Origin of the sequence: Roseibium sp., from assembly GCF_048261595.1 — a bacterium.
Lineage (GTDB): Bacteria > Pseudomonadota > Alphaproteobacteria > Rhizobiales > Stappiaceae > Roseibium.
Genome location: NZ_JBLXFW010000005.1, coordinates 173,856 through 190,617 on the forward strand (window position 1 = coordinate 173,856; position 16,762 = coordinate 190,617).

12 protein-coding genes are annotated in these 16,762 nt (G+C 61.4%); all 12 read right to left on the reverse strand.

Annotation, left to right across the window (positions count from 1 at the left end):
- Nucleotides 1-5: 5 nt before the first annotated feature.
- From ACN0SY_RS16585 to tssB, 12 genes are read right to left on the reverse strand one after another with little or no spacing between them, the layout of a single operon-like run.
- Nucleotides 6-722, reverse strand: coding sequence for a PP2C family protein-serine/threonine phosphatase (locus ACN0SY_RS16585; protein WP_417689072.1), 717 nt, complete (start codon nt 720-722; stop codon nt 6-8).
- Nucleotides 719-1,447, reverse strand: a complete 729-nt coding sequence (gene tagF / locus ACN0SY_RS16590; RefSeq protein WP_417689074.1) for a type VI secretion system-associated protein TagF — start codon at nt 1,445-1,447, stop codon at nt 719-721. The genes ACN0SY_RS16585 and tagF overlap by 4 nt, the downstream gene beginning before the upstream one ends.
- Nucleotides 1,429-5,025, reverse strand: coding sequence for a type VI secretion system membrane subunit TssM (gene tssM, locus ACN0SY_RS16595; RefSeq protein ID WP_417689076.1), 3,597 nt, complete (start codon nt 5,023-5,025; stop codon nt 1,429-1,431). Before tssM ends, tagF begins: the two co-directional genes overlap by 19 nt.
- 2 nt (nt 5,026-5,027) lie before the next feature.
- Nucleotides 5,028-6,464: a type VI secretion system protein TssL, long form gene (gene tssL / locus ACN0SY_RS16600; protein ID WP_417689078.1), complete on the reverse strand. Its 1,437-nt coding sequence runs from the start codon at nt 6,462-6,464 to the stop codon at nt 5,028-5,030.
- A 24-nt stretch (nt 6,465-6,488) separates the two neighbouring features.
- On the reverse strand, nt 6,489-7,820 hold the full coding sequence (tssK, locus tag ACN0SY_RS16605; protein WP_417689080.1) for a type VI secretion system baseplate subunit TssK: 1,332 nt from the start codon (nt 7,818-7,820) through the stop codon (nt 6,489-6,491).
- A gap of 30 nt (nt 7,821-7,850) precedes the next feature.
- Entirely contained in the window at nt 7,851-8,288 is a 438-nt protein-coding gene (gene tssJ / locus ACN0SY_RS16610; protein ID WP_417689082.1) for a type VI secretion system lipoprotein TssJ, read from the reverse strand.
- A gap of 12 nt (nt 8,289-8,300) precedes the next feature.
- Complete coding sequence (gene tagH / locus ACN0SY_RS16615) at nt 8,301-9,947, reverse strand: type VI secretion system-associated FHA domain protein TagH (protein WP_417689084.1); 1,647 nt, start codon at nt 9,945-9,947, stop codon at nt 8,301-8,303.
- A 4-nt stretch (nt 9,948-9,951) separates the two neighbouring features.
- Complete coding sequence (locus ACN0SY_RS16620; protein WP_417689086.1) at nt 9,952-10,242, reverse strand: PAAR domain-containing protein; 291 nt, start codon at nt 10,240-10,242, stop codon at nt 9,952-9,954.
- A complete protein-coding gene (locus ACN0SY_RS16625) occupies nt 10,239-10,889 on the reverse strand; it encodes a DUF6931 family protein (RefSeq protein WP_417689088.1) in 651 nt (216 codons plus the stop codon). Before ACN0SY_RS16625 ends, ACN0SY_RS16620 begins: the two co-directional genes overlap by 4 nt.
- 10 nt (nt 10,890-10,899) lie before the next feature.
- On the reverse strand, nt 10,900-13,026 hold the full coding sequence (locus ACN0SY_RS16630; RefSeq protein WP_417689090.1) for a type VI secretion system Vgr family protein: 2,127 nt from the start codon (nt 13,024-13,026) through the stop codon (nt 10,900-10,902).
- Between the two features lie 29 nt (nt 13,027-13,055).
- Nucleotides 13,056-13,364, reverse strand: coding sequence for a hypothetical protein (locus ACN0SY_RS16635; RefSeq protein ID WP_417689092.1), 309 nt, complete (start codon nt 13,362-13,364; stop codon nt 13,056-13,058).
- On the reverse strand, nt 13,364-16,666 hold the full coding sequence (tssB, locus tag ACN0SY_RS16640; RefSeq protein WP_417689094.1) for a type VI secretion system contractile sheath small subunit: 3,303 nt from the start codon (nt 16,664-16,666) through the stop codon (nt 13,364-13,366). Before tssB ends, ACN0SY_RS16635 begins: the two co-directional genes overlap by 1 nt.
- Nucleotides 16,667-16,762: the final 96 nt, after the last annotated feature.

Here is a 16,762-nt window from a genome sequence, read left to right on the forward strand (position 1 = left end):
GCGTGTCAGACCTCCACCGCAATGACGGAGACATTATCTGCCGCGCCCGCGTCGAGGGCCACGTCCAAGAGGTCGTCGGCAAGGGTCTCGATCGGGCTGTCTGTCAGGTGTTTGCGCAGCACTGCGTCGGTTGCGTACTGAGACAGGCCATCCGAGCACAACAAGAAGCGATCCCCGGGAAGGATTTCGCCCCGTCGCTTGTCGATTTCCAGCATGCCGCCGACGCCGACAGCCCGCGTGATCTGGTTGCTGAAATTGCAGTGTTCGGCCTCTTCCCAGGTCATTTGTCCCTGCTCAACCAGTTCCCCGACAACGGAATGGTCGAAGCTGATCATGCTCAAGACACCTTGGCGAAGGCGGTATAGTCGGCTGTCTCCGACCCAAAAGCACATGAAATGCCGCTCTGACAGGGCAAGAAGCACGACGGTGGCCCCGATAGGGCCCTGGGCTCGAGACACTGCCTCTTCCTTGATCCGCGCATGGGCCTCGTGAAGTGCAGTTCTCGCCTCATTCATGACCTCGGCCGGTGGCAGGCTGGCCGGGAGCCGGTTTAACGCTTCAACGATTGTTCTGCTGGCGAAGTCCCCGCCTGCGTGACCACCCATTCCATCACTGACACCCCAAAGAGCGATGTCGGGACGCAGAAGGATGGAATCCTCGTTGATCTTGCGGACCCGGCCAACATGGGTGCGCGCGCTGTGTGCGCGATACGAACCGGTCATGCCTCAACTCCCTGGAGGTCTGCATCCTCGTCATCGGTTTGCCAGACCGGGTCGTGCAAATTGAACAGAGTTGCGGCAAGGTCCCGGCCATCGGGCATTCCCCGGCTCAAGATTGTCCGATGCTCGGGCCCGACAGCGGCAACCCACAAGGTCTCGCCACCTCGAACTGCGAGGTTGGCCAATTGGCTTTGAACCGATGTCATTTGAGCAATGAGATCTGCATTGCCGACGGAAAATGTTGCAACCGGTGGGGCGGATTCATGCCGCTTTGGGAATGCGCTCAGCGCTGCCTGGAGCCCGTCGACGGAAGCGCCGTCTTCGAGCATGGCAAGAGCGATGGATTCAAGGAGCTCGTACAGGGGGGTATGGCGTTGATAGATGTCCCAGGCGGTCGCGGCCCTGATTTGGGATGGTCCCTCCATGGCGAGGCAGAATGGATAATGGCGTCCCACCCGATCTACGCTCGGCATGACGATTCCCGAAACCGGATGCGGTCCGCAGACGTGCTGCGGCAGCGCGAAACGCCAAATGGGCGCCTCCATGTAGCAGGTCTGCCAAGCCTCACCGAGGGCTTCGCGCCCAGAGGCCATCATCGCCTGCATCCAGCCATCCCAATTGGAGATGAACTGGGGAGACAGGCCCGAGCGGATAAAGTCGCCGACGCAAGGGAGCTTTCCGAACCAACCCACCGACCATTCCTTCTCCGTCATAGCGAACTCGGACATGCGAAGTTGTCGAGGGCCGTGATGGTGAAGGGGTTCAGCGCCGATCCTGCCCGCAGCTGGAAGATCGCGATACGCCCACCAAGGTTGAAGATGACGCGGTTGCGGTCGGAGACATTGGTGCGGCGAACTTCGGCCGTGTCCAGCAGCCGGAACCAGGCCCAGGGTCCTTCCAGTTGAATGGTGTTCTTAAGGTCGGGACGAGACGGGCTGACGGTGACGCGGGTGCGCCCGCCGCCACCCTGGCCCGGCCAGACGAGCGGCGTGACTTCAGGCGGACCATGCGCGTAGGTCACCGGCTGTCCGTCAATTTCCACTACGACCTGTTCAACGTTCGGGTCCAGTGCCACGGGCTTGATATCGAAGGTGATCGAAGGCGCACCGGGATTGAGGAAAAAACTGTCGCGGATCTCCCGGGCCTTCTGGAACTGGGAGATGACGGCGGTGGAAATGCCGATATCAACGCCGTTCACCCGTCTCAGGCGCCAGGGATCGGTGGACGTATCAACGAAGGGGGCAAGGTTTTCTTTGAAGAAGCCGTCGATCAACCCGTCGGGCGCGAAAAGCTTGCCAAAGTCCGCAATGGCGATGTCTGCCTTTGCCTTTGGATCGATCGGATAGCGACCATTTATCGCCTGCTGGCAGAAGGGAAGAATATCGGCCTGCCATTTGCTGTTCAGCTCGGTTCTTGCACCGCCCACGGCGGCATTGGAGGAGGCCGCTACAACCTGGTTGGCCCAACGCTGCAACGGATTGGGCAGGAGCGTTGCGGTCGCCTGAAGTTCGTCCGACGGCGTCGCCTGCTTGTTGACGATGCCGGTCCCGGTGTTCTGTCCCAGGGATAGACGGTTGAGCTGGTCGAAGATGGCGACCATCTGCTGCATGACCTCATCTAGGCGGGACGGCAGGCCGTCGGTCGAGACGATCAGGTCATGCAAGGGGCGGAACCGTTCCTCCACGAAGAAGCCGGGGGGGACTTCCGTCTTGCCGCCGCTTGCGGCCTCCACGCTGGAAACCAGTGCTCCGACGACCGACAACTGGGTCGCATCGATCGAGGAAATCGTCTCGTCCCGGGCCAACCTGCCGGCGGCGGAAAGCGCTGTGCTTTTGGCTGCAACATCGCCGGGAAGCCGGGTCAGCTGGGTTTCCTTGGTCACCGAACTCAGTATGTTGCGGATCGGTGAAGTCGGGCCAGACAGGATGTTGACGATCTGGGTCGCCTGGCCAACGCTTTCCATCGGGATGATGTCGACATCCGAGAGCAACTCATCGTACCGGGACACGAAGTCGTTTTCATAAAGGGAAAGAACGTCACGGTCGAGGCGTGCCAGTGCTTCCGAATTGACCTCTTCCGCCTTTGATCCAAGCACGAGGCTCTGGAACTTTACCCGTGTTTCAAGAGTGGCGAGTTGGGGCAGAAAATATTCGTAGAAGCCCTTGTGCGTGTAGACACCTTCCACGCCTGCGCTCAGCGGTTTGCCTGACGTTCTGAGGAAGACACGGGAGACGGCCGGCCCGCCTGCATCGGTGATCCGGAACGGCGGGAGGAGGTTGGCCGTAGGAGACGTGACGATGCTTTGGTAAACCCGCTCGGCCAGCGGGGTTTCCGCCAGTAGCGACTGGATCTGCTCGACGAGCGGGCCGTTGAGTGCAATCCGGCGCATCGGTTGGTTCAAGAGTTCATCCAGATGCGCAGCCAGATCTGCCTGAAGCTCGTTCTGACCAGGAAATTCAAGCGCCCAGTCCGCTGCCATCCATTGCTTGACAGTCGGCGCATCCATTGCGCCCTGCAGACCCAACATCAGATAGACCTTCAGGCCTTCGAAGAGAAAATCGCGATTGTTGATGTTGGCCTGCAATTGGTCTTCAAGGCGGAAAAGCAGCCTCGGAAGCAAAAGCGTATTGAGCGCTCCACGATAGGCTTGGGCCGATACCGTGCCGATGGTGTCACCTTGATAAAGACCGAAAGTCAGCTCGACTGGCGGCTCCGGGTCGCTGGCGGCCGGATTGCCCGGCAGCTCTTTCAACGTGTTCAGGGCAGGGACGAGCGGAGGCAAGTTTGCATCGGCAATGGGGCTGCCAGGGATCTCGCGGCGGATCTCCTGAAACTCACCGATCTGCGCGCGCGCTCCTTCGACCAGATCCACGTTGCCGAGGAAACTGTTGCTCCAGACCGACGCGGCACCGACAAAGGCGACGACCCCGGCGGCAATGATGCCGCGCTTGATCCAGCGATACCGGCGTTCGACCGCATCGTCGGCCGAGACCAAACCGGACTCCGGGAAAATGACCTGGTTCAACAACCTGGTCAGGAAATAGCTTCGCCCTTGTCCACGTCCGGTTCCGATGGCCTGACGACCAATGCCGAAGGTCTGGGACATGCCCATCATCATCCGGTCGATCGGCGTGCCTTCCTGCGTGCCGGAGGTGAAATAGACACCGCGCAGGAATTGGCTGTCCTCGTAGCGGCTTTCCTGGAAAATATCGCCAAGAAACCCCTCGGCCACCGAACGCAGCGACGCGAACTGGTCCGGGAAACCAGCGATCAGGCTGCGACGCTGGTAGTCGATCTCCGACTGCATGCGCTCAAGGCTCAGATTGGAGAGCTGGGCGACAAGGGTTTGAAACTCTGCTGCAAAGGACGCGACCGGATTGGCCGAGCGGTCGTTCTTCTCGCAAGGCAGCGTGAAGCCCCAGACCTGCTCGCGCTCCTGTGCGCCCAGATTGTCGAAAAACTCCTGGAACCCGGCGATCAGATCGACCTTGGTGAAAAGGATATAGACAGGGAACCGCACGCCGAGTTTTTGCCGCAGTTCGTGCAGGCGGGTGCGAATGGCGATGGCATGGTCCTGCCGCTCGTGTTCATTGAGCAGGGAGAGGTCAGAGAGGCTGATCGCGATCATGGCCCCATTGATCGGCTGGCGACGCCGATGCTTCTTGAGCATGTCGAGGAAGCCGGTCCACGCCTTGGCGTCCACGTTGCGCTGGCTGTCCTGGGTCGTATAGCGGCCTGCAGTATCGATCAGGACGGCCTCATTCGTGAACCACCAGTCGCAATTGCGGGTACCGCCGATCCCGCTGATCGCCGCTTTCCCCATGCGTTCGGCCAGGGGAAAGCGGAGCCCGGAGTTGACGATCGCGGTGGTTTTGCCTGCGCCGGGCGGCCCGATGATGATGTACCAGGGCAGCTGATAGAGGTAGCGTGTTCTGAAGCGGCCGCCGAGCTTGGATTTTCGCAGGAACGCCATGGCTTCGGTAAAGCGCTTGCGCAGCTCGCCCAGTTCCGCTTCGACTGTTTCGTCGTCGTTGGACCTGTTTGTTTCCGGGACGCTGCGGGTAATGGCTTCGGTCATTTTGCGGTCGCGGGAGCGACGGACGAGCAAAATCCCGAGGATTGCAATCACGTCGATGGCGACGATGGCTGCCAGGGCAACGAGACGTTGCCCGGTTCCGTCCAGGGGACGGAAATCACCGATCTTGAGCAGCGGGCCGAGGTACCAGACGCTGCCGGCAACGATCAGGCTGAAGGTGAACAGAAGGCCGATCGTGCCGAAGAGACGGGCAAGAATATTTTTCAACATGGTCAACCTGCCTTCACGAGGATGATTTCAATGCGCCGGTTCTTGGCACGGCCTTCGGGCGTGTCATTCGTAGCGACCGGATCCTTGTCGGCGCGGCCCTCGGCGCTGATGCGATCCTTGTTCTCAAGAGAGTCCGAAATCCGCTGCATGACGGATTTTGCGCGGGCGAGGGAGAGTTCCAGGTTGGAGGGAAAGCGAGCGGTCCGGATCGGGATGTTGTCGGAGTGACCGACCACGATGATGCGACCTTCCTCGTCTCCAAGTGCACGTGCAACGCGGTCCATGATTTCCTGGAAGCGTGGATCAAGCTGATCTGAAGCGGAGGCGAACATGCCTTTCCCGGCAATGTTGATGGTCAGCGTGTTGCCTTCGCCGGTAACGGTGACCAGACCCTCGTCAATCTCCGGCTGCAGGAACGCGGAAACGACTTCGATCGTTTTCACTTCCTTGGATTCCGGCAGTGGAGGAGGTGGTGGCGGTGGCGGCGGGGCGGGGCGGTCGAGTTCAATGGTTCCGTTGAAATCGAGTGCCGCTATTTGTGCGCCGAGGCTTTGGGTGTCCCCTCTCAGAAGGAATGAAAAGATGAAAAACATAAGGCAGGTAGCAGTCAGGACAGTTCCCAGCGTCAGGAAAACAGGTGACCAGACCGACAAAAGCCGATGTGGGGTGTCCTGACCTTTCCAATGGGGCGACAGGGAGGGTTCCGCCGAACCCCGATGGGTGCGGATGAGCCGGGCCAGACCGTCGCGAATGGACAGATGTTTCTCGCTTCCCCGCTCTGCGACACGCAGCCGTCCCTCGAAACCGAGGCTGAGGCAGACATAGAAGAACTCAAGCAAGGTCAGGTTCTGGGACGGAGACTTTTCCAGACGCGTCAGGAGATCGAAGAAACGATCGCCGCCATAGGTTTCCTTATGGAAGGTTCCGACGATGCTCTGCTGGGTCCAGATGCTCTGACCGCCCCAGGGGGTATTGAGGACCACGTCGTCGACAGTCGCACAAATGGCGTAGCGGGCAAGGCGGACGGTTTCGGCCGGAATACCGGCTTCCAAGGCCCGGTTTCCAAAGGCGCGCACCTCGGCGATGACGCTTTCACGCAGCGCGGCCGGGTTCGAGTGCTGGGCTCTGTTGCGGATGCGGGCGACAAGGGCAAAAAGCGACGAAGCGGCCATATTGAGCCGGTTCATGCCGGCCGATGCCTGGGTGAGCGGCACGCTCGGAGCCGCCGCTGCAGCTTGGCTTGAGGCCCTTGGCGCTTCGGGCGTGCGTCCGCGGTTGTCCTGAGACGGCCCGGCGTTCACTGCATGCGGGTCGGGTGCACCCGTAGCGCTTGGTGCCGGCATCGCGGCCGGCGTCGCAGGACGCCGTCCGGCCGGATTGGGGCGGATCACCGTTTTGTCGGTGTCGAACGGTTCGGCAAAGGGGTCGTCGCGATTCATCGTCTTTCCTCGGCGCTCAGCGGGTCAACGAATGGCCCAGAGTTCCATTTCCAGGTCCGGGAAATCGCCCGCCACATGGATGGCGAGCCCACCGGAGGTGGTCATCTGCTTCCAGTAGGTGCTGTCGGAATTGAGTTCGAAATAGACGACACCGGAGTGATAGGGGACTTGCCGCGGGGCAACGGGGAGCGGGCGCAGGTCAATACCGGGCAAGGCGGAATTGACGAGCTGCCGGATTTGTTCGACGGGGCCGAGCTTGGCCTGTGTCGGAAAATGCCGCCTGACGCTTTCCGCCGGAACCGACGCCTTGGCGGCAAGGACGAATGTCGCCGAGGTCAGGAGGCGCTTGTCGGTGATCATCGCCACCGAGACACCGTATTTGCGCGCCTCGATGGGGATCGAGACGGCCCCTTGCTCCAGGACCGAGCTCAGGTGCTGGCGCAGGATCCGGAAGATGGGCTGAAAGACATTCGTCAGGTCGGCATGCTGGTAGGCCGGGAACGGGCTGGAGAGTTTTTCCGAGGTCATGAAGGTGGCCAGTTCGCCGGCCAGGCTCACAAGCAGCTGATAGATCATCTGCGGATGAACGTTTTCGATCGAATGCAGGTGGCGGACCAGCGGAAGAGCCCGGTTGACCGAAATCAGAAGCAGAAAGTCTGCGACTTCGGCGACACCTTTGCCGCCGCCCTGGCCGAGGCGGCCGGCGAGGGCTTCCGCACGGTGGCTCAGCAGACCTTCCAGCTCGGTCAGGAAGCCGTGCAGGGGAGGGGCTGCGCGGGCATCCGTGCAAGAGGGAATGAAGGCGCGGTCGAGAACGATTTCCCGGTCCTGCCGGACCTCGATGATCCGGGCAATCGGGATGACGATCTGGTCCGACAGATCGTCGAGGTCGAGGGCGAATTGCAGACGCAGCTTTCCAATCGCCATCTGGATGGCCCGTCGATCGTTGCCCGTGCTGTCGGTGATTTCTACCTCATCGACCAGATAGCGGGCCATGGTGTTTTCCACCCCGCTTGTGTCGACCTCCATGGCGCCCTGGCGCCGGATAGGGATCGCGAGGTAGACCACGGTGTTCTTGACCGTCTCGGGGACGATCAATGCCGGCGGATGGTCTTCGGTCTGGGGAACGCGAAAGGTTGCCCCGTCCGGTGTCAGGCCCTTGCAGGATTTAAGGGCGATCTTGCCCAGCTTCAGGAGATCTTCATCCAGGGTGAGCGCCTGCAAACCCCACAGATAGGGTACGGCTGCGGAAGCAACGCCGGACACAAGCGCCTCGACATAGCGATCATTCTGTTGGAAGTGGTGCGGCTGAAGGAAGAGTCCTTCCTGCCAAACAACCTTGTTTTCCCAGGACACGCTCAGAGTACTCCTATGGCTGGGCAGGCGTCAGCGAACCGAGACGGTGGTGCCGGAAAGGGTCACGCGAACCCGGTTGTCGGCATTCGGAATGAGCCGCTTGACGCTCTTGAACCGAGCGCCATCGATGTCCCGGAATGCGGCGACAACGCCGATGGCCGTCGGCGTGCCATTGACCGAGCGGACACTGGATTTCGTGCGACCCGGAGCCAGCTGAAACTCATCGACCGCGATGAGATCCGTTCCCAACGTGACCTCTGCGGAGTTGAACAGGGAGAAGAAGTCCGAGAATTGAAAGCTCGCGGGCGATGCGAGGTAGTACACCTTGACCTTCGCCGGAGCGCCGCCGTTCATGTTGGCCGCCCCGGAAATGGCCAGGTCGACCGTGGTCGGCGATGGGCCGCTGGAGACGCAGCCTGCGAGCAGAACGAGGCTAAAACCGGCGATGATTGCGGATTTGAGTTGCATGGGTCACTCCTGTCAGAGTTTCTTGAGTTGATCTTCGTAGGCGCGGATGAATTCGTGCCCGAATGTCGAGTGGAAGTTGTCTTCAGTCTCCGATGCGATCCGGGAGTACATCTTCTCGTAGGCCTCCCAGTACCGGGCCTTCTTGCCGCCCAGCAGACCGCCGAGGGAGGAACCGGTGTCGATACGTGATGCGAGCTGCGTCGGGTCGAGCCGGACGAGCAGGTCCTTTAGAGCGGCCTCCATACCGGCCATCATCGCCAGTTCATGCGCGCGAATGTCGCCAATAGCCTGGGTCGCGGCCGTTTCCGCGTCGAGATAGCCCCGATCCGAGGGACGGATCATGGCTTCAACGGCCTGTTCCGGGCTGACCGAAAACTTCAGCGGGTTGTTTTCGCTGCTGCCGATCATGGTCCGGTTCATCCGCATTTCGCTTTTGATGGAGGCCCGGGCCATCAGGACCTCGCGCATTCCCGCGACCATGGACGCAAAGACGCGTCCCATCCGTTCCATGGTCGCAGCAAGTTCCTCTTCGGGAATGGTGAGGTGCCCGGCGCCGGCGCCTTCCAGGAAAGCGCGGGCGGCCGCATCCCGCGCCGAAGGAGAGGGCGCGCGCGGGGTTTGCGCGGCCTGTCCGCGCTGGGCTGTCGGAGGTTCTTGCGCTGGAGCCGCCGTGACAAGACCCCGGTCCTGTGCCGGAGGCTGTGAATAGGCCCTGGCAGGCGCTTCCACCGGGGCGGATGCCGACGCGTCGAAGGGACCGGTTGGCTTTCCGGTTAGATCGTCCGGTTCCGAGCTCAAAAAATCGTCCAGCGGGTCTGTTTCGTCCCCTGCGGACAACGGATCTGAATCGGGTGACTGGTCATCGGCTGCAACCTCGTCCATCGAAGACGCCTGCGCTTCTGTCCCCATCGGGATTTGTGGGCTGTCCCAATCGTCCGGGATAAGCGCGGGCTTTACCGAGGGCGCGGGGAAATAGTCCTGCTCGGTGGCGCTATGGTCCGCTTCGCTTGCGCCCCTTTCAGAAATCGGAGCAGAGAAATCATCTTCGAGCAGAATGTGCGGTTGGGCGGACCCGAGAAGGTCGTAATCGTCGAACGGGACGCCAGCATCCAGCGGGTCCTTCCAGTCCAACGGATCTTCGGAGCCAGCGGGACCGTTCCAGCCCGACGGATTGGCATCACTGCGCGGTCGATCAAGCGGCTCGTCAAAATAGGAATCCCAGGCATCGGACCCGTTGTCGAGAGGATCATCGAGATCTGTCGGGCCAGCCTGGACAACGGAAGGACCGTGCAGAACAAGACTGTCCTGGGCCGGCGGAAGCGGTTCCGCGGAAGGCGGCGTTTCAGAATAGATCTCGACCACCAGTTCGAAGCGGCCGAGCTGCAAGACGTCGCCATGGTTCAGCGGCGTCGGGATATTGCCGATCCGCTCCGATCCATAGTTCAGGAAGGTTCCATTGGTGCTGGTATCGATGAGGACGTAGTCGCCATTGCGTTCTTCCAGGACGCAGTGGCGCTTTGACAGGAGCCGGTCCGGATCGGGCAACGACAAGTCGTTTTCGTCGCCCCGACCAATGGTCAGGACGCCGTCATGCATCGGGATTTCGGTTTTGTTGTTCGGCAGCGATCCGGAGTTCAACGGGCGTAGGACAAGGGTCATCGATCTACCCTCCGATCAGAACGGTTGGGCAGCCCATGACGATCATGCCGCCGTGGGCGCAGGTGTCGCTCAGCCGAGCCTGGGGCTTCTTGCCGGTGAGCACTGTAGTCGATCCCTTGGCGATCAAGTCCGGCGGACCGACGCAGACGGCCATGGCGGTCGCCGTCGCAGCCGGCATCTTGCCGATCAACACTGTCGGGCAGGGCACGACGACGGGACCTCCGACATGGGGAATGACCCCGGTGACCATCGGGCAAACGTGGTTGTCTCCGACACGAGCGGCGGGCAAAGTCATGAGCGTGCCTCCCCTTCGAAGGTCTGGCTTGAGGACCTTGGGGTCTCGTTGGCTGTGCGCGGACGCAGCACATTGCCGTTGCCGCCGCGGGCGATGTCGAGGGCGCGGGCCAACAGCAGCTTGCCGCGTTCTTCCACCTTGTCCTCGTCGTGGAACAAAGACGTCAGGGCCATGCCGAAGGCTGCCGCGCCGACAGCGCCGGCCGGTGCCGCAAAGTCGTCCAGCTCTCCCGGTCCCAGCGTGCCGGCAGCAAAGGCGGCGGCCATGGCGCACAGAACCGTTTCGTCTTCATTGGAAGCGGTATCGAGAGCTTCGCGCGCCTTGGCCCGCGTGTCCTGTCCAGGCTGATAGACCCAGGCCTCGGCAGCCTTCAATGAAGGCGGAAGGGCCGCGCCTTCGGCGACGGTCTCGCGGGCCGAAAGGCACGACCACCAGACGGCCTCGCGGGCAGGCAAGGCATGGGCGAGGAGCTGGAGCATGTCGAGCAGCGCGCCCTTTGCCTCAAGCTCGGCCAGGACCGCGGCTATGGAGGCGCTCGCCGGGGCATCGATGGTGGTCTGCAACACGGCATTTCCCTCGGTCAACACTTTTGCTGCAGGAACGTCCGGCAATTTCTTCAGATCTGAAAAGGCAAGGGGAGAAGTCATCGGGCCATCCTCAATTGATCATCGTGAGGGAGCCTTTGGCGATCAGCAGGCCCGAGGATTTCACCTGGGTCATGCCGCCGCCTTCGACTTTCAACATGCCGCCGCCTTTGAGTTCTGCCTGGCCTTTCCCTTCGAGTTTCAATTGGCCGCCTGCCGTCAGCTTGGCGATGGCGTCGGCCTTCAATTCCAGCTGCGGGGAGGAAATGGTGATTTTGCCGGGCGTCATCTCCAAGGTGGAGGCGCCGCATTTCAGGGTGATCCTGGTATTCGCCGATATCGACAGTGCCGCTCCGACATCGATGACATAATCCTTGGCAATGTCGTCGGCCTTTTTCCCCTTGATGCCGACGGTCTGGTCGCTGGCCACGGCAAGCGTGTCCTCGGCGCCAATGTCCGTCTTGCGGGACTTCGCGATGGAAATGGTTTCCTCGCCCTTGGCGACGGTGAAGGCATGATTGCCCTCGCGGATGGTTTCGGTCTTGTCGCCGTGGATGGTCTGGGTGTAGGTGCCACCCTTTTTGTGTTCGAGGCCGACCGTGATTTCGGCATTGTTCTTGACGATCTGCTTGTAGTCGCGCTCCGACTGAAAGCGGACGAACTCGGCGTCCTTCTTGTCTTCGAAGACGAGCTCGTTGAAACCGTCTCCGCCCTTGGAGCTCTGGGTCTTGACGCCGCTCTGCGTCTGGTTCGCCGGCAGGGAATAGGGAACCTTGGTATCCCCGTTGTAGACCATCCCGGTAATGATCGGACGATCTAGATCGCCATCTTCGAACTGGACGATGACTTCCTGGCCGATCCGAGGCACACTGACCGCGCCCCAGGATTTGCCGCTCCAGGGCACAGATGTGCGGATCCAGCAGGAAGACCGGTCGTCGCGTTTGCCATCCCGGTCCCAGTGGAACTGAACCTTTACCCGGCCATATTCGTCGGTCCAGATCTCCTCGCCCTTCTTGCCGACTACAATGGCGGTTTGAACGCCAGGGTGTTTCGGTCGGGGCGTCAGCTGGGGGGCGCGGAAAGGTGTATGAACCGGCTGTGTTTCGAAGATGCAGCGGTACATGTCGCGGCTGTTGGTGTTGTCGAAGCCGAGTTCGGTACCGAGGATCGCTTCGACAAATTCGCTGTCCGTGACGTCCGCATCGATCTGAATCTCGTGCCGTGCCGAGGTGATCAGATATTCCGCGTTTTCGGCCTTGCGCGGGTGCTTGGTCAGCTTGAATTTGGCGCCGACACACATCTGGCGAACGTTGGAGACGCCTTTCCATCGCTGGACTTCCGAGGCGAAACCTTCGACCTTGACCCGCGCAAGATGTTCGCCGGTCTTGGCGTCGAGGTGGCGGCCCGGATATTCGTAGACTTCGTAGGACTTGTAGGCGTGCTTGCCCTTTGGCAGGGCCTTGACCGACTTCAGGTCGGACTTCGGTTTCTCGAAATCAAAGTCCTGAAGCGTCACCTTGCCGGTCCGGATGCACTCGCTTCCCCGCCATTCGAAAATGTGGTCGTTGGTCCTGCGATAGACATCCTCACGGAAGTAGAAATCGATCTGGGCGTTGTCCTCGATGGTCTTGTGGGCGCTGGGGTCGTCCGCCAGCACCAGGGTTTCCTTCGATTTCTCATGGGTATGGAAATAGTAGATCCCTTCTTCCTCCATCAGGCGAGAGATGAAGGCGAAGTCGGTTTCCTGATATTGAACGCAGTAAGCCCGCTTGCGGTAGGGCTGCTTGGTCATGTCCTTGAAATCGGAGAAGCCGTACTGGGCGAAGATCTCCTTGATTACGTCGATGACCGATTTTTCTTGAAAGATCCGGCAGTTGGACGAACGGGTCAGGAACCACAGCCAAGGACGGACGCCAGCACGGTAGTAGCCACGGCCTGCATGAGAGCCGAGGTATTCGGCGGAGACGCAATGGCCCTGGAAATAGCGGACCTTGTTCTCCGGCGCATCGATTTCCAGGCGCAGGCGCTCGCCGACGACCTGCTGCAGGTCGATGTCGATGTCGTTGGACATGAACTCGATTGTCGTTTCGGGAATCCGGCTGAAACCGTCCTCGACCTGCGCACGCATGAGCCATCCCTTGAGCTTTCCGGGAAGCTCAAGGCGGGCCTTGCGTCCTTTGAGTTCGATGTCGTCTGCCATCTTCGGTCCCTATGCGCTCGGTTGGTCGGTCAAGCTTGCGCGGCAAGCTCGGTAGCATTGAGCAGCACGAGCTCTGCCCGCCGCTTCAAACGGCCAATGATGCCGGGGTGGATGCTCCACAGCTGCCCGGTGTTCTGGTCCTCGTCCAGCATGGCTTCGAAGTCCGGAACGGAATCGAAGCACAGGCACCGGACCGGGGCCGGGTAGGGCCCTTCGCCGGACAGGAGGTTGTCCAGATGGTCTTCGCCAGCGAGCATCCAGTAGGCGGGGCCAACCTGGGCAAGGACGATGCCTTGGGTGCCGCCGGATTGGTGTTCGGGCGTGGGCATGTTCGTCATCAGAGATCTCCCAGGAGGGCTGCCAGTTCCGGGTCCATTTCGTCGTCGTCCGAGCTCGCGCCCTCGTCACCGAAGCCGGCAAGCAGGTCATCGAGGCTCGTATCGCTGTCATCGGTGTCGCTCTCCGAGCCCAGATCGAGATCCAGTTCCATGTCCAGATCGAGAACTTCTCCACCGTCTGCATCCGCTGATGAACTTGTCCCGGGGCCATCGGCTTCGATTTCGCCCACGGAGGTGGAGGCCGACGCGGCCGGCGCCTTTCCAAGCGCCACTTCGGTGCCGAATGTCGCTCTTCCCTGGCCTGGGGTCAGATCCCAGGGGCCGTGCAGTTCGCCCGCTCCAAGAGCCTGGAAGGAGCCCTGCCGGATCTCGTTGCGGCCCTTGATCGACAGCACGGGCATGAAACCGCGGGTAGTCACCTCTTCGGTGGTGCGGGTGTTCAAGAGCCGCTCGGTGCAGGGCAGGGCGACCTGATCGCCATAGCTGTCGACCATGGTGTGAACGGGGATATCCCCCAGGGACAGGATTTCGCCGAGCCGCATGGACTTGCCGGACTTGTAGGCCGTCGCGGCAAGCAGGGTTGCACTCAAGATGACAGGGTTTGCCCAGAGCATGCCCTTCAGGCCGCTGCGCAGGGTGAATTCCTCGAACTCGAAGGGATCGACCGGCTCGGTCCTGGCGCCATAGGGGAGCCGCAGGAGAAAGCGCGGCGCGGCAAGTCCGACGTAGGCGGCTTCCGGCAGCGCGCGCAGCTCGTCCCAGGCCTTGGCGACCAGCGGATGCCGGTCCTTCTTCGGCGTGTCGAGGAAGTGGGCCGAGATGGCCGTCACGAACGGTGCGTTCATCCATTCGGAGATCTTGGACATGCGTGCAAGAAGCTCCGCGTGGGGCGGCGTTTCCTCAAGGGTGTAGAGCGCGAACACCGCGGAAATCGGGCCCTGAGCCGCATCGAGGCGCGGCTCTTCCGCCAGCAGCCGGAACAGGCCGCTTTCAGCCAGGTCCTCCTGGGCAGCAAGGTCCGCGGCCCACTCTTCGGCGGACACGTCATAGAGCACGATCTCGAACGAGGCGTCTGTCTCGACGCGGCGGGCCAGAAATTCAAGGGAGCGCCAGACCGATTCAACCGCTTGAAAATCCGGGTGATGCAGAATGCTGCGCATGGCACCGGACAGCGCGTCATCGAGTGCTGCAAGCAGGCTGTCCTGCTTCTGATCTGCCGCGGCCACGACATAGGGGCCGACAACACTGCCTATCAGTTCGTCGACGGGGCTTGGCCGGGCGAGCGTCCCTTTCATATCGCCAATGAGGGACTGGAAATCGCTGAGCTTGCGGTCCGCGGGAACGGCACTGCCTTTTGCCCGGCTCCTCACCATCCCTGTGGTCGCACCGGTCTCCTCAGCCCAGGCCTTCAGATCGCCAAGGGCCGCAGCCTCTCCGCGGGCAACGCGCTGACGCAGGGCCGAGAGTTCGTCGAAGAGCGCGACATTTTCGTAAAGCTCATCTGGGTGAAGATCATCGAGGCTGTTCAGCGGAACTTCAACCCCGGCGCCGTCCTTGCCGATCGGCAGCACAAGGGTGGTGGCAAAACGGGCGATGACATCTTCGAAATTGTCGATGTCGAATTTCAAAGGTTTGCGGCTCGCCAGGTCGTCGCCGATCTGAAGTTCACCGCGGCTGGCCCGGCCCGAGAAGTCGCCGAGAAGAGCGATCCGGAACTTGTCTCTGGGCCGCTCCCGGTCGTCCGGACGGGCAGCGGAGAGGGTGCCGAACGGCGCGGCAATCGCGGGTTCTTCGTCTCCTGTGTCATCGCCATCGGGCAGAAGCGTTTCAAATTCCGTGTCGTCATCCTCTGACAGCAGCGATGAAAGGTCGAGATCGTCGGCATCTGTTTCCGGGGCGTCTCCGCCCAAATCGCCCAAGAGTGCTTCCAGATCCGTATCGCCTTCGCCGGCGAGCAGGGCGCCGAGATCGAGTTCGTCGTCCTCGCCGTCGTCCGCTTGGTCTTCATCCTCGTTCTGCCCAAGCTCATCGACCAGACCGTTCAGCAAGGCGTCGAGGTCAGTGTCCGCATCCGTGATGCCGGTTTCGGCCGGTGTTCCTTCGGCGGTAGTCTCTAAACTGTCGCTCTCGTTACCTGCCAGCAACGCGGCCAAATCGTCGCTGTCGTCGTCTGCCGAGTCATCCTCAAACGACAAGGAAAGGTCCTCGTCGTCATTTTCGTCGTCATCGGCCCCATCCAGGGGGTTCAAAAGATCGTCGAACTCGATGTCAGGCGCATTTTCGTCCTCATCCTCGACCGCACCGGCAAGCAGGGCATCGAGATCAAAGTGTTCTTCCTCTTCCTCGGGAAGCGCCGAGGCCGCTTGGCGCAGGCCTTCCAGCGCTGTCTCCTTCGCATCGTCTTCTGCGTCCGGATCGATCGTTTGCTGGCGCAGACCGTCGAGGACGCCGGCGTAGCTGTCGTCGCCGCTATCTTCGGTCGGCTCCGCCAGATCGGCGTTCAAGATGGCCGCCAGGTCCAAGTCCGCTTCGGTTTGGGACGCCTGCAGGTCGTCGCCGACCTTGTGGAGGTCGGCCAGAACAGCGGCGACGGCCTTTTCGTCCGTGGCGGAAAGGTCGGATACAGCTTCTGCGCGGGCGCGCAGCGCGGCGAAGGCCTCTTCCGCCTGCGCGTCGTCACGGACCGGGGCTTCGGGCCGATTGCGCAAAGCTTCAAGAACCGCCGTTTGATCGTTCGGTGTGTCCATTGCCGGGGCCGCGTCTGCCGCGGCACGCAAACCGGCAAGGGCGGCAGCGGTGTCGACTTGTCCGGTCTCGGGCGCTACAGCGGTTAGGGCAGAGAGGGCTGCCGGGTCGGAAATCAGCCGGGCGATCAGGTTTTCGGCCCCGGTCTTGCCGTCCATATAGGTAGACAAATGGGCGAGCTGAGTGCGGGCATCTAGCAATTTGCGCAGCGGCTCGATCTTCTGCGCGATCGCCGCCGGGGAAAAATCTTCCAGCCTTTCGAAGGTGATGTCGACGGACAGATTGCCTTCGCCCGTCAGCGTGTTTGCAACAGTGAAGGCGGCGCGCGGCTTGAGAGATTTCAGGCGCTCGTCGAAATTGTCGACGTCGATTTCGAGAAATTTTCGGTCGTTGACGGAGGGCAGCGCATCTTCTGACTTGCCCGTCAGGTCGGCCATCACGCCCATGACGAACGGGAGCTGCACCTTTTTCTCTGCGCCGTAAAGCTCGACGTCATATTCGATCTGCACCCGTGGCGCACGGTTGCGCGCAACGAATTTTTGACCGCTATTTGACATTTGCCGCTCTCCGCAAGCTGGTTAAAGAGGCGACCCAAGCCGCATCTTTCGACCGTGATCCTCTGTAAGTGCTCGCGGAGCCGCCGGAGGTTCGCT

What these genes read in the sequence shown, in the direction of transcription:
- tagH (WP_417689084.1), bottom strand. Translation starts at nt 9,947, where the DNA reads ATGACCCTTGTCCTACGCCCGTTGAACTCCGGATCGCTGCCGAACAAC.
- tssB (WP_417689094.1), bottom strand. Translation starts at nt 16,666, where the DNA reads ATGTCAAATAGCGGTCAAAAATTCGTTGCGCGCAACCGTGCGCCACGG.
- ACN0SY_RS16585 (WP_417689072.1), bottom strand. Translation starts at nt 722, where the DNA reads ATGACCGGTTCGTATCGCGCACACAGCGCGCGCACCCATGTTGGCCGG.
- ACN0SY_RS16635 (WP_417689092.1), bottom strand. Translation starts at nt 13,364, where the DNA reads ATGACGAACATGCCCACGCCCGAACACCAATCCGGCGGCACCCAAGGC.
- tagF (WP_417689074.1), bottom strand. Translation starts at nt 1,447, where the DNA reads ATGTCCGAGTTCGCTATGACGGAGAAGGAATGGTCGGTGGGTTGGTTC.
- ACN0SY_RS16630 (WP_417689090.1), bottom strand. Translation starts at nt 13,026, where the DNA reads ATGGCAGACGACATCGAACTCAAAGGACGCAAGGCCCGCCTTGAGCTT.
- ACN0SY_RS16625 (WP_417689088.1), bottom strand. Translation starts at nt 10,889, where the DNA reads ATGACTTCTCCCCTTGCCTTTTCAGATCTGAAGAAATTGCCGGACGTT.
- tssL (WP_417689078.1), bottom strand. Translation starts at nt 6,464, where the DNA reads ATGAATCGCGACGACCCCTTTGCCGAACCGTTCGACACCGACAAAACG.
- tssM (WP_417689076.1), bottom strand. Translation starts at nt 5,025, where the DNA reads ATGTTGAAAAATATTCTTGCCCGTCTCTTCGGCACGATCGGCCTTCTG.
- tssJ (WP_417689082.1), bottom strand. Translation starts at nt 8,288, where the DNA reads ATGCAACTCAAATCCGCAATCATCGCCGGTTTTAGCCTCGTTCTGCTC.
- ACN0SY_RS16620 (WP_417689086.1), bottom strand. Translation starts at nt 10,242, where the DNA reads ATGACTTTGCCCGCCGCTCGTGTCGGAGACAACCACGTTTGCCCGATG.